The sequence below is a fragment of the Bifidobacterium phasiani genome (assembly GCF_019331775.1).
Lineage (GTDB): Bacteria > Actinomycetota > Actinomycetes > Actinomycetales > Bifidobacteriaceae > Bifidobacterium > Bifidobacterium phasiani.
This window is the reverse complement of record NZ_JAHBBD010000007.1, coordinates 86,915-99,765: the sequence shown is the minus strand read 5'-3', so window position 1 is coordinate 99,765 and position 12,851 is coordinate 86,915. Positions and strand designations below refer to the sequence as shown.

Genomic DNA, 12,851 nt, shown 5'->3' with positions numbered 1-12,851 from the left:
AAGGGGTTCCGTACCGTACCGCGACCAGGCAGGGCACTCGCCGCATGGGTGGATCATGGCGGGATACGCCGGATTGGATACGTATGCATACTGGGGCATGAGATTCGGGGCCAAACCTGAGGATGCGCCGTTGCGCCAACGATGGCCTCGAGTCGGATAATCTGCGGGAATACGGGAGCGGCATCGGCCGGCGCGCCCGCGTGACATGCGCCGCGAAACGCGCTTGCAAACGTTAGCATTCTGGGCTATCGTATGAGGCAGTTGAACACGCTGGCATCGGGGTCGGCATCATGCAAGGCAAGGCATCCCGGTTCCACGGGTTCCGGCACGAGAAATCAACGACGATTGCACACCGTCAGCCCGGCACCGCCGTCGACGACTCGGACTCGCCGTACCACGACACCGAACACAAGAAAGCAGGGAAGATGACCGGCAACGACGCTACCGTTTCGGCAGAGCAGCAGAACGTGCAACCCCCGACCCAACGCGAAGAGAGCCCGGCGCGTCTGTCGCGCCCGCTGATCCGACTGGCCAAGGCGTGCGGCGTCTCCACGTCGTACTTCGACCAGCTCGGCGCCTACGTCGAGATCCGCGACGAGGTGCTGGTCGCCGTGCTCGCCTCGCTCGGCGTCGACGCGTCGAACCCCGCCGCCATCAGCAAGTCGCTGCTCGACGTCGAGTGCCGCAAGCGCGAGGAGCTGATCCCGCCGACCATCCTCGCCCTGACCGACCGGACCACCAGCGTCCCGGTGCGCTGCTCCGCCGACTCCCTGGTGTCGATCACGATCACGCTGGAGGACGGCACCGCGTACCCGCACGACCTCAAGGCCCACGCTCGCACGGACACGGACCGCGACTTCGGCGAGCAGCTGGTCCTCGACCTGCCGAACGACCTGCCGGTCGGCTACCACACGCTCAACGTCCAGGTCGGCGGCGTGCGCCGCAGCGCGACGATCATCGCCGCCCCGCCGCGCATCGAGCTGCCCGAGGCCGTGCGCCGGCATCAGCGCTGGGGCTGGATGACTCAGATGTACTCGGTGCGCTCCGCCGACTCGTGGGGCGTGGGCGACTACGGCGACCTCAGGCGTCTGCTGCACGACGCCGGCGAGAAGTCCGGCGCCGACTTCATGCTCATCAACCCGATCCACGCGGGCGCGCCCGTCCCGCCGCTGCAGCCCTCGCCGTACCTGCCGGAGTCGCGCCGCTTCCTGAACGTCACCTACATCCGCCCGCAGGACATCGCCGAATACGCGCGGCTCGACGAGGCCGAGCTGGCCGAGGTGACCGCGCTGCACGACGGCGTCGCCGCGCAGAACGACAGCGTCGAGCCGATCGACATCAACGCCGCGTGGGACGCCAAGCGCAAGGCCCTGCGCATCATCTTCGACAAGCCGCGCAGCGAGGAGCGCGAGGCCGAGTTCGCCGCGTTCAAGCGCGCCGCCGGCCCCGACCTCGACGCCTTCGCCACCTGGTGCCTCGCCTTCGAGGTGTGGGGCGCCCCGTGGGAGGAGAACTCCTGGTTCTTCCGCACGTCGAAGACCTCGCCCGAGGTCGCCGACCTGGTGCGCGAGCATCATGACGAGTTCGAGTTCCAGCGCTGGCTGCAGTGGATCGCCGACGAGCAGGTCGGCGCCGCGCAGCGGGCCGCCAAGGACTCCGGCATGGCGCTCGGCCTCATGCAGGACATGGCGGTCGGCGTGCACGCGCTCGGCGCCGACGTGTGGTGGAGCCCCGAACGCTTCGCCGACGGCGTGACCGTCGGCGCGCCGCCGGACTTCTACAACCAGCTGGGCCAGGACTGGGGCCAGCCGCCGTTCAGCCCGCAGTACCTGGAGAAAACCGGCTACAAGGTGTACCGCGAGATGGTGCACAACATGTTCGCCCACGCGGGCGCGCTGCGCATCGACCACGTGCTCGGCCTGTTCCGCCTGTGGTGGATCCCGCGCGGCCGCACCGCCCGCGACGGCGCGTACGTGACCTACAACCACGAGGTGATGCTGTCGGTGCTCGCCATCGAGGCCACCCGCGCCAACGGCGTGGTCATCGGCGAGGACCTGGGCACCGTGCCCGAATACGTCTCGAAGATCCTGGCGGACCACGGCGTGCTCGGCACCGCCGTCGAATGGTTCTCCCGTGTCGACAACTCGCCGAACGCCGGCGACCCGTACTCGCCGCCGGAGGACTACCGCCGCTACGCGCTGGCCTCGGTGACCACGCACGACCTGCCGCCGACCGCCGGCTACCTCAAGCTCGAGCACGTCGACCTGCGCGAGCGGCTGAACCTGCTCAACGAGCCGGCCGAGCAGTTCCGCGCCGAGGTGCAGGGCGAGGTCAACGCGATGCTCGACCTGCTCGTCGAGCGCGACTACCTGCCGAAGCAGATCGCCGACGAGCTGCGCGAGATGGACGCCGCCGACGAGGACGCGGCCGCCGACCGCGAGGCCGTGATCCAGCGGGTCGTCGAGGCGATGCACGCCATGCTGCTGGACGCCCCGTCGGTGCTGGTGCAGGCCGCGCTGGTGGACGGCGTGGGCGAGCATCGCACGCAGAACCAGCCCGGCACGAGCTGGGAGTATCCGAACTGGCGCATCCCGCTGGCCGACGAGACCGGCCAGGTGGTGCATACCGAGGAGGTGTTCGACCTGCCGCGCGTGCAGTCGCTGGCCGCCGTGCTCAACGGCAGGGCCTGACCGGCCGTGCCGGCGTGCCCGGGCAGCACGGCGCGCCGGCACGACCAGGGCCGCGAACTGCGGTCGCGGCCCGAAACCAATCGTTGTTGTCTCCTATCCCTTGCAGACTCCCCGTCCCATACTTCCGCGTGGGGCGGGGAGTCTTTCCGTCCGCGGGCGCGATGCGACGGATGGGGCCTGCCGAACGGAGGATATAGGCATGAACAAGATCACCTGCATATGCCTGGGCGTGCGTGACATGCGGCGGTCGGTCCGCTTCTACCGGGACGGCCTGGGGTTCCGGGCCACCTGCGCGGACGACGAGCCGGGCGTGTGCTTCTTCGACACTCCCGGCACCAAGTTCGAGCTGTTCCCGCTCGACGGACTGGCGAAGGACATCGGTGGGGACGACCCGCCGCGCATCGCGGACGGATTCGGCGGCATCACGCTGACCTACAACGTGGAGCGGCGTAACGAGGTGGACGAGGTCATCGGGCTTGTCAGGCGTGCCGGCGGCACGGTCGTCAAGGAGCCGCAGGACGTGTTCTGGGGCGGGTACCACGCCTACTTCGCCGACCCCGACGGATACTACTGGGAAGTCGCCTGGGGTCCGGACTTCCGGTACGACGAGGACGGGCTGCTGCGGTTCTGACGGAGTGCGAACGGTCGGGCACGGCCAGCCGGGTTGTTCGGGGCACTCTATGCGGCAACATATCTGCAATGACGCCGTATCGGACTTCTGACGACGGCTTTTGTCGGTGCTGCGGTGCGACGCCTGTCCGTGATGGGTGCGCGCGGAGTTGTGGAAGATGGTCCGGGCGCGCGTGAACGGGCGCGGCGCCCGGCGGCGAGCGGGCCGGGCGGCTGGAGTAGGCACATCGGCGCTTCCGTAGGCACCCGCCTCCGCGCACGCCGCGCGGCGGAACCGCGGAATCGGCCCGATGCCGCCATCGCCGTTGCCGTCATTCCGCGGCACAAGTGCCTACGGAAGCGCCAATGTGCCTACTGTTGCGTTCGGCGGCCGTGGCGCGCCACGGTTTGGGCGGATCGTGCGGGATTGCGTAGGATGGTTGGGGAGCGCGCGAATCGGCGCGCGGCGCATCGATCGACCGGCGGGAGGGACGCACATGGCCAAGGCCGTGATTCGTGACGTGGCGGAGGCCGCCGGCGTGTCGACGGCGACGGTGTCGCGCACGCTGTCCCACCCGGAGGTGGTGTCGGAGAAGACCCGCCGCAAGGTGATGGAGGCCGCGAAACGGCTCAACTTCCAGACCTCGCGTTCGGCCATGGCGCTCAAGCAGGGGCGGTCCTACCGCATCGCGCTGCTGATCAACCAGCAGCTGACGAGCTGGTTCAACGCCTCCGTCCTGATGGGCCTCAACTCCGTGCTGCAGCCGGCCGGCTACGACATCACGGTGTACCAGGACATCGACGACGCGGAATCCCGGCGCGACTTCTTCGAGACGATGCCGGTGCGGGGCAACACGGACGCGGTCATCGTCGCGTCGTTCGACGTCGAACGGGGGCAGATCGAGCAGCTCAGGCAGAACGGCATCCCGCTGGTGGGCATCAACGTGCCGCGGACCGAGGGCTTCGACGCCTCGATCAGCATCGACGACGTGGCCGGCATGCACATGGCTGCCACCTACCTCATCAACACCGGGCACCGGCGGCTCGTGTACGTGTGCTCGACCACGATCCCGTCGATGACCTGCAGCACCGACCTGCGCGAGCAGGGGTTCATCCGCGCGTGCCGGGAGAACGAGGGGAGCCACGACCTGCAGTGGCAGGTGATCCACGTGCCGCGCAACACCGAGGTGACCAACGAGGCGCTGAGCAGCCTGCTCGCGCTCGACGAGTTCCCCGACGCGATCTGCTGCCAGGCCGACATGTTCGCCGTGCCGCTGCTGTACCGCCTGGCGCGCTACGGGCATGTGGCGCCGCGCGACTTCTCGATGGTCGGGTTCGACGACGGCACCTACGCCGAGGTCATGCAGCTGACCACGGTCCGCCAGCATCCGGAGACGATGGGAGTGGTCGCCGCGAACAAGGTGCTGGCCCTGATCAACGGCGACCATCTCGACCACCCGCATGAGACGGCCCCCATCCAGCTCATGCTGCGCGGCTCGGACTCGCCGCGCTGATTCCGCCTTCCCCCACGTGCCATGCGCAGCCGCGCGGCGCGCGCAACACGGCCGTGCCGCCGACGCCGATCGCGGCGACGTCCGACGGCACGGCCGCATCGCGGCCGGCGGCGGGGCGGTCACAGCCGCACGACCATGCCCTCCCACGGGGCCAGCGCGCCTGCGCTCGCCGACCGCGCCGCATGCTCCGGATCGTACGTGGCGATCAGCACGGCATCGGCATCGATCTCGCCGCCGAGCAGTCCGCGGCATTCGCTTGGGATACGGGCGCCGCCGCCGGTCATGTTGACCATGACCAGCAGCGTCTCGTCGCCCAGCGTGCGGGTGAACGCGTACACGGACTCGTCATCGGCATCCACCAGCGTCCAGTCGCCGGCGGCGACCGTCGGATCCTCATGCCGCAGGGCGATCAGCCGCTTGTAGAACGCATGCACCGACCGCGGGTCGTCCACCTCGGCGGCCGCGTTGATGACCTCGTGATTCGGGTTGACGGTCAGCCAGGGTTCCACGTCGGCGTCCGCCGGCATGAACCCGGCGTACTTCGAGGCGTCCCACTGCATCGGCGTGCGGGCGTTGTCGCGGCTCATCTGCGCCAGGCTGTCCATCATCTGCTCGTGCGTGACGATCCCCGCGTCGAGGACGCGCTGCCGGTACATGTTGTGCGACTGGATGTCCTGATACTGGTCGAGCGAGGTGAAGTGGGCGTTGGTCATGCCCAGCTCCTCGCCCTGGTAGACGTACGGGGTGCCGCGGTGCATGTGCAGCAGCAGGCCGATCGCCTTCGCCGAACGCGCGCGCGACTCCTCGTTCGAGTCGTCGCCCCAGCGCGAGACCACACGCGGCTGATCGTGATTGCAGAAGAACAGGCTCGCCCACCCGGCGTCGGCCACGGCCCGCTGCTGTCCGCCGAGCGTGGCCTTGAGGTCGGTGAGCCTCCACGGCACCACGTCCCACATCGACTGCTCGCCGTGGTCCACGTCGGTGTGGTTGAAGATGAACAGCATGTCGAGTTCGCCGTTTCTCGGGTCGGTGATGTGGCGGTTGCGCTCCGGGGTGATGCCCGGCGCCTCGCCGACGGTGATGAAGCCCTCGCGCCCGGCGAACACCTCGCGGCGCATCTCGGCCAGGTACTCGTCCAGGCGCGGGCCGTCCGAACAGAACGGGAAGGCGTTGGAGTAGCCCTCCGGGCCGAGCGGCAGCTCGTCGACCGAGGCGCCCTCCTCGCCCGGCAGCAGCCCGGCGGCGTCGTACGGCTTGGAGATCTGGGTGATGACGTCCATGCGGAAGCCGTCGATGCCGCGGTCCATCCACCAGTTCATCATGTCGTACACCGCATGGCGCACCGCCGGGTTCTCCCAGTTCAGGTCCGGCTGCTTGCGGGAGTACTGGTGGAGGTAGTATTCGCCGCGCCGCTCGTCGTACTGCCAGATGGAGCCGCCGAAGTACGAGCCCCAGCGGTTCGGCTCGGCCCCGGGCTCGCCCGGCTTGAATCCGGGCCGTGCCTTGCGCCAGATGTACCAGTCGGCGTGCGGGTCGTCCTTGTCGCGCGAGGCCTGGAACCACGCGTGCTCGTCGGAGGTGTGGTTGACCACCAGGTCCATGATGAGCTTCATCCCGCGCTCATGGACGGCCGCGATGAGCCGGTCCATGTCGTCCATGGTGCCGAACATCGGCTCGATGTCCTGGTAGTCGGCGATGTCGTAGCCGTTGTCGTCCTGCGGGGACCTGAACACCGGCGACAGCCAGATCACGTCGACGCCCAGGTCGGCGAGATAGTCCAGCCGGCTGATGATGCCGGGGATGTCGCCGATGCCGTCGCCGTCGGAGTCCTGGAAGCTGCGCGGGTAGATCTGGTAGACGACGGCGTTCGCCCACCACGGGTTCGGCGTCGCGCCGTTCGTGCGCGTCGTGTCGGGGAGCGATGCTCGCTGTTCGGTGGTCATGGCCTCGTCCGTCCTTTCTCGTCTCCGTGCCGCGCGGCCCGCCGGTCCGCCCGGTGCGCCGTTGCGTTCGGTCGGCTGGTATTGCAACCGATTTCATTTTGATATGGGTCGCCGAAAGCGGCTTTGCGTACGGTTGTTCATTGTAGGATATGAACGGCCATTTTACAATCGATTACATCCGAGGTATGCTGAAGCGAGCCGTGGGCATGGGTATTGCTGACGGTAATCGAAGAACAGAGAAGGAACATCCCTAAGGAGTTCAATGATGAACAGATCAGGTATGCGGCGGGTCGGGGCGGTGTGCACGCTCGCCATGCTGATCGGGCTGGCCGCGTGCGGGCCCGGCTCCGCGTCGGATGCATCCGTGACGCTCACCGTGTGGACGTCCCAGGAGGAGCAGTCGTCGCAGGACGCCTGGCTGCAGACCATGGAGCGCGCGTTCGAGGAGGAGCACCCGGAATACGACATCACCTGGAACAACGCCGTCGTCTCGTCCGCGGACGCGCCGACGATGATGCGTCAGGACCCGAGCGCCGGCGCCGACGTGTACGTCTACGCCTCCGACCAGCTCGGCACGCTGCTCGACGCCGGGGCCATCGGGCAGATGAGCCGCGACGCCGTCGAGCAGATCAGGGAGCAGAACGACGACGTGTCGATCCAGACCGTCACCGCCGAGGACGGCGAGATCTACGGCGTGCCGCTGAGCGGCAACACCTGGTTCATGTACTACGACGCGAGCGTGTACACCGAGGAGGACGTCAGGTCCTTCGACGCGCTGCTGGCCAAGGGCGTGGTCTCGTTCCCGATGACGAACTCGTGGTACCTGCCGGCCTTCTACATGGGCAACGGCAACACGATCTTCGGCGAGGACGGCACCGACGTGTCCGCCGGCGTGGACTTCTCGGGGGAGAAGGCCAGCGAGGTGACCGAATACCTGGTCGGGCTGCGCAACAACCCGAACTTCGTCAACGACGCCGACGGCGCCGGCCTGGCCGGCATCCAGAACGGCACGGTCGACGTGCTGTTTTCCGGCTCGTGGGATTCGGTGAACGTCAAGGAGGCGCTCGGCGAGAACTTCGGCGTCGCGCAGCTGCCGTCATACAACCTCAACGGTAAGCAGGTCCAGATGCGCGCGTTCGCGGGTTCCACCGCGGTCGCATGGAACCCCTACAGCGACCAGCCCATCGCCGCGTGCCAGTTCGCCGCCTTCCTGGGCACCGCGGAAAGCCAGCTGAGCCGATACGAAAGCATCGGCTTCATCCCCACCGATACCTCGCTCGCCGCCGATTCCGAGGTCGCCGACGACCCGGTGGCCGTCGCCCAGCTGGACACCGTGAACAACACGTCGGTGGCGCAGCCATCGCTTGCCGAGATGAACGACTTCTGGAAGCCGTGCGAGAACTTCGGCAAGGCCATCATCAACGGCGACGTGACCGCCGCCAACGCCGCCGAGAAGACCGAGGCCTGGAACTCGGCCTACGACTCCCTGAAGTAAAGGAACCACCATGAGCTTATCCTCCACCATCGGGCGACTCCGCGGCAGGTCCGCGTCGCCGGACGACGTCGCGCCGTCCCCGTACACGGTCCGCGCCGCGTTCCGCGACGGCGACGCGGCCACCCGCCTCTCCGCCGTCGTGCTCGGCCTGGGCAACCTGGCGCGCGGGCAGGTCGTCAAGGGCCTCGCCTTCCTCGCCGTCGAAATCGGCTTCGTCGTCTTCATCGTCCGCACGGGCGTCGCGAACATCGCGATGATCCCGTCGCTGGGCTGGCGCACCCAGACCAAGCACATGAACGAGCAGGGCTACTGGCTGTACGACCAGGGCGACAACTCGGTCATCGTGCTGCTGTACGGCGTGGCCACGCTGTTCATCATCGCGGCCTTCGTCTGGTTCTGGACGGTCGCCGTCCGCAGCGCCTACAAGGCGCAGAAGCTCAAGGAGCGCGACGGCGCCGCCCCGACGCTGGTCGACGACCTGCGCGCGTTCACGGACCTCAAGGCCCACGACCTGCTGCTGGGCCTGCCGGTCGCCGGCGTGCTCGGATTCACGATCCTGCCGACGCTGTTCATGATGAGCATGGCGTTCACCAGCTACGACTCCGACCACGTGCAGCTGTTCGACTGGGTCGGGCTCGAGAACTTCACCTCGATCTTCGGCCTGTCCGGCGAGGTGAACGCCGGGCTGTTCGGCCAGGTGCTGGCGTGGACGCTGGTGTGGGCGTTCTTCGCGACCTTCCTGAACTTCTTCTTCGGCACGTTCCTCGCGATGGCGATCAACCGCAAGACCATCCGCGGCAAGGGCTTCTGGCGCGCGCTGTTCTCGCTGTCGATGGCGGTGCCGCAGTTCGTGTCGCTGCTGGTCATGCGCACCATGCTCCAGCAGGAGGGCATCGTCAACCGCGTGCTGAGCGCGCTCGGATGGATCGACCAGCCGCTGCCGTTCTTCACCGACCCGACGTGGGCGCGCGTGACCGTCATCGTCATCAACCTGTGGGTGGGCATCCCGTTCACGATCATGCAGGTGACGGGCATCCTGCAGAACATCCCCGCGGAGCAGTACGAGGCCGCCAGGATCGACGGCGCGAACTGGTGGCAGACCTTCGTGAGGATCACGATGCCGTACATGCTGTTCGTGCTCACGCCGTACCTGATCACCACGTTCACCGCGAACGTGAACAACTTCAACGTCATCTACCTGCTGTCGGGCGGCGACCCGACGCCGGTGGGCGCGTCCGCCGGCTCCACCGACCTGCTGGTCACCTGGCTGTACAAGCTCACGGTGGATCGCGGCGACTACAACATCGGTGCGGTCATCGGCATCTTCACGTTCGTGGTGCTGGCGGTCGTCTCGCTGATCACGTACCGCAGCAGCGGTTCCTACAAGAACGAAGGAGGCTTCCGGTGAGCAAGGCAACCGCGGCCGTTCGCGCCGCCAACGGTGGAGGGTTCCTCCACGACCAGCGCAAGCGCCGGATCGCCGGCGACGCCGCCATCTACGCGATCCTGACGATCCTGGGCGTCATCTGGGTGCTGCCGGTGGTCTGGGTGGTGTTCGAGAGCTTCAACAAGAACACCACGCCCTACCAGGACACGTTCTTCCCGACCGAGTACACGGTGGACAACTACGTGCAGCTGTTCACGCAGACCGACGTGCTCGACTTCCCGCGCATGTTCATGAACACGCTGATCATCGCGGTCTTCGTGTGCGTCATCAGCGTGTTCTTCGTGCTGTCGGTGGCGTTCTGCATGAGCCGCCTGCGCTTCCGCATGCGCAAGGCGTTCATGAACATCGCGCTGGTGCTCGGCATGTTCCCCTCGATCATGTCGGTCATCGCCGTGTACTTCATCCTCAAGGCGCTCGGCCTGACCGAGGGCTCGGTGGTGATCTTCGCGCTAATCCTGGTGTACGCCGCCGGCTCGGGCGCGGGCTTCTACGTGATGAAGGGCTACATGGACACCATCCCGATGTCGCTGGACGAGGCCGCGTACCTCGACGGCTGCACGCGGCTGCAGGTGTTCACGAAGATCATCATCCCGATCTGCAAGCCGATGATCGTCTACCAGGCGCTGACCTCGTTCCTGACCCCGTGGCTCGACTTCGTGATGGCGCGCTCGATCGCCCGCACGCAGGACAACTACACGGTGGCGCTGGGCCTGTACACGATGCTGCAGCAGCAGTACATCAACGACTGGTACGCGCGCTTCGCCGCCGGCGCGGTGTGCGTGTCGATCCCGATCGCGATCCTGTTCATCATCATGCAGCGGTTCTACCAGGAGTCGATGTCCGGCTCCGTGAAGGGGTGATGCCCGGCTTCGGATGAGATGACTGCGGATGCGGCCTCCCGGACGACGTCGGGAGGCCGTTTTTCTTGTCGCGGGTCGGGTCGTGCGGCCGCCTCGGACCGTTCGGACGGCGCGGCGCCCGCCGGCAAGCGGGCGGACGGCTGGAGTGGGCACATCGGCGCTTCCGTAGGCACCCGCCTCCGCGCATGCCGCGCGGCGGAACCGCGGAATCGGCCCGATGCCGCCATCGCCCTCGTCGCCGTCTCGCGGCGGAGGTGCCTACGGAAGCGCCAATGTGCCTACCGTCGCGTTCCGCTGGGGGCGTTGTGCTCGAAACGCCATGAAACACTGATGACAACGTTTGCATTCTTTGCTACGATTTATCCAACGCCATACTGCTAAAAAGACGGCGATGTCTTGTGTCGACCGCTGTCATCACCGATTGCAACCATGCGAAAGCATGCACATCGAAAGGAGCCGGACATGACCCTCAACAACACCCATGCCGACTGGTGGAAGCAGGCGGTCGTCTACCAGGTCTACCCGCGCAGCTTCAAGGACATGAACGGCGACGGCCTCGGCGACATCGCCGGCGTGACCGACCGCATCGGGTACCTCAGGGACCTGGGCGTCGACGCGGTCTGGCTGTCGCCGTTCTACCCTTCCGACCTCGCCGACGGCGGCTACGACGTGATCGACTACCGCGACGTCGACCCGAGGCTGGGCACGATGGACGACTTCGACGCGATGGTCGCCGCCGCGCACGCCGCCGGCATGAAGGTCGTGGTCGACATCGTGCCGAACCACACCGCCGACCGTCACGCCTGGTTCCTGGAGGCGCTCGCCGCCGGGCGCGGCTCCGCCGCCCGCGACCGCTACATCTTCCGCGACGGCCGCGGCGAGCACGGCGAGCTGCCGCCGAACGACTGGCAGTCGATCTTCGGAGGCCCCGCGTGGGAGCGCGTCGAGGACGGCCAGTGGTACCTGCACATGTTCGCCAAGGAGCAGCCCGACCTGAACTGGAAGAACCCCGACGTGCACGAGGAGTTCAAGACCACGCTGCGCTTCTGGTCCGACCACGGCGCCGACGGCTTCCGCATCGACGTGGCGCACGGCCTGGCCAAGGACCTCGACGGCGCCTCGATGGCCGAGCTCGAGCACCTGGGCAGCCCGCTGGACGCCGACTCGCACGGCGGCGCCAACCCGCTGTGGGACCGCCCCGAGGTGCACGACATCTACCGCGAGTGGCGCGAGGTGTTCAACGAGTACGACCCGCCGCGCTTCGCGGTCGGCGAGGCGTGGGTCGCGCCCGAGCACCAGCATCTGTACGCCTCCGAGGACGAGCTCGGCCAGGTGTTCAACTTCGAGTTCGCCAAGGCCAACTGGGACGCCGCCGAGTTCCGCCTCGCCATCGACGAGGGCCTGGAGTCCGCGCGCGAGTCCGGCTCGACGACCACGTGGGTGATGAGCAACCACGACGTGCCCCGCCACGCCAGCCGCTACGGCCTGCCGCAGGTCAGGACGCGCTTCTACCACCAGCTCGCCGAGATGTGGCTGCTGCGCAGCGGCACGAACTTCATCGAGGACCGCGAGCTGGGCACCCGGCGCGCCCGCGCCGCCATCATGATGGAGCTCGGCCTGCCGGGCTCGGTCTACGTGTACCAGGGCGAGGAGCTCGGCCTGTTCGAGGTCGCCGACATCCCGTGGGACCGTCTGGAGGACCCGACCGCGTTCCACACCGACCACGGCCGCGCGTCGAAGGGCCGCGACGGCTGCCGCGTGCCGCTGCCGTGGGTCGCCGCCGACGAGCCGCAGCCCGCGCCGTGGGACGCGCGCTTCGGCGCCGGCGCGTCGTTCGGCTTCTCGCCGGCGACCCGCCCCGACGGCAAGCCCGCCGCGGACCCGCACCTGCCGCAGCCGCTGTGGTTCAAGGACCACGCGGCCGACGCCGAGGACGCGGACCCCGACTCGATGCTCAACCTGTACCGCCGCGCGCTCGCGTTCCGCCAGCGGATGCTCACGCCGACCGGCGACATCTCGATCCGTTGGATCGGCGAAAGCGAGTTCGGCGGGCGTGCGCCGCAGGTGGTGGCGTACTCGCGTCCGAGCGCCGACGAGGGCGGCGACCGCTTCGCCAGCGTCACGAACTTCGGCCCGGAGCCGGTCGAGCTGCCGGCCGGCGAGGTGCTGTTCGCCTCCGGTCCGATCGAGGGGCGCCGTCTGCCCGCCGATACCACCGTGTGGATGATGGTCTGATCCGTGGTTCGTCGCTGCGATGGCGAAGGCCGCGCACCCCGGAACGCCGGGTGCGCGG

At 67.9% G+C, this 12,851-nt stretch carries 8 protein-coding genes; 7 read left to right on the top strand and 1 reads right to left on the bottom strand.

Going from position 1 to position 12,851, the window contains the following annotated elements; all coding sequences use genetic code 11:
* Positions 1-425 precede the first annotated feature (425 nt).
* The 3 genes from malQ (at position 426) to KIH73_RS04525 (ending at position 4,813) form a co-directional block, all read left to right on the top strand.
* Entirely contained in the window at positions 426-2,690 is a 2,265-nt protein-coding gene (gene malQ, locus KIH73_RS04535; protein WP_219081036.1) for a 4-alpha-glucanotransferase, read from the top strand.
* A 199-nt stretch (positions 2,691-2,889) separates the two neighbouring features.
* Positions 2,890-3,321, top strand: coding sequence for a VOC family protein (locus KIH73_RS04530; protein ID WP_219081035.1), 432 nt, complete (start codon positions 2,890-2,892; stop codon positions 3,319-3,321).
* 475 nt (positions 3,322-3,796) lie between these two features.
* A complete protein-coding gene (locus KIH73_RS04525; protein WP_219081034.1) occupies positions 3,797-4,813 on the top strand; it encodes a LacI family DNA-binding transcriptional regulator in 1,017 nt (338 codons plus the stop codon).
* Between the two features lie 119 nt (positions 4,814-4,932).
* Here the strand turns inward: KIH73_RS04525 and KIH73_RS04520 are convergent, their stop codons facing one another.
* Positions 4,933-6,756: a glycoside hydrolase family 13 protein gene (locus KIH73_RS04520; protein ID WP_219081033.1), complete on the bottom strand. Its 1,824-nt coding sequence runs from the start codon at positions 6,754-6,756 to the stop codon at positions 4,933-4,935.
* 262 nt (positions 6,757-7,018) lie between these two features.
* Between KIH73_RS04520 and KIH73_RS04515 the strand changes: the two genes are divergently transcribed.
* The 4 genes from KIH73_RS04515 (at position 7,019) to KIH73_RS04500 (ending at position 12,793) form a co-directional block, all read left to right on the top strand.
* Positions 7,019-8,251, top strand: a complete 1,233-nt coding sequence (locus KIH73_RS04515; RefSeq protein WP_236022578.1) for an extracellular solute-binding protein — start codon at positions 7,019-7,021, stop codon at positions 8,249-8,251.
* A 10-nt stretch (positions 8,252-8,261) separates the two neighbouring features.
* Entirely contained in the window at positions 8,262-9,659 is a 1,398-nt protein-coding gene (locus KIH73_RS04510) for a carbohydrate ABC transporter permease (RefSeq protein WP_219081032.1), read from the top strand.
* Positions 9,656-10,558 (top strand): sugar ABC transporter permease, encoded by a 903-nt coding sequence (locus KIH73_RS04505; RefSeq protein WP_219081031.1) that lies wholly within the window; start codon positions 9,656-9,658, stop codon positions 10,556-10,558. The genes KIH73_RS04510 and KIH73_RS04505 overlap by 4 nt, the downstream gene beginning before the upstream one ends.
* Before the next feature lie 462 nt (positions 10,559-11,020).
* Entirely contained in the window at positions 11,021-12,793 is a 1,773-nt protein-coding gene (locus KIH73_RS04500; protein ID WP_219081030.1) for a glycoside hydrolase family 13 protein, read from the top strand.
* Positions 12,794-12,851 lie beyond the last annotated feature (58 nt).

Excerpts from the sequence above, each read along its gene's own strand:
- KIH73_RS04520 (WP_219081033.1), bottom strand. The coding sequence starts at position 6,756 with ATGACCACCGAACAGCGAGCATCGCTCCCCGACACGACGCGCACGAAC.
- KIH73_RS04500 (WP_219081030.1), top strand. The coding sequence starts at position 11,021 with ATGACCCTCAACAACACCCATGCCGACTGGTGGAAGCAGGCGGTCGTC.
- KIH73_RS04510 (WP_219081032.1), top strand. The coding sequence starts at position 8,262 with ATGAGCTTATCCTCCACCATCGGGCGACTCCGCGGCAGGTCCGCGTCG.
- malQ (WP_219081036.1), top strand. The coding sequence starts at position 426 with ATGACCGGCAACGACGCTACCGTTTCGGCAGAGCAGCAGAACGTGCAA.
- KIH73_RS04515 (WP_236022578.1), top strand. The coding sequence starts at position 7,019 with ATGATGAACAGATCAGGTATGCGGCGGGTCGGGGCGGTGTGCACGCTC.
- KIH73_RS04525 (WP_219081034.1), top strand. The coding sequence starts at position 3,797 with ATGGCCAAGGCCGTGATTCGTGACGTGGCGGAGGCCGCCGGCGTGTCG.
- KIH73_RS04530 (WP_219081035.1), top strand. The coding sequence starts at position 2,890 with ATGAACAAGATCACCTGCATATGCCTGGGCGTGCGTGACATGCGGCGG.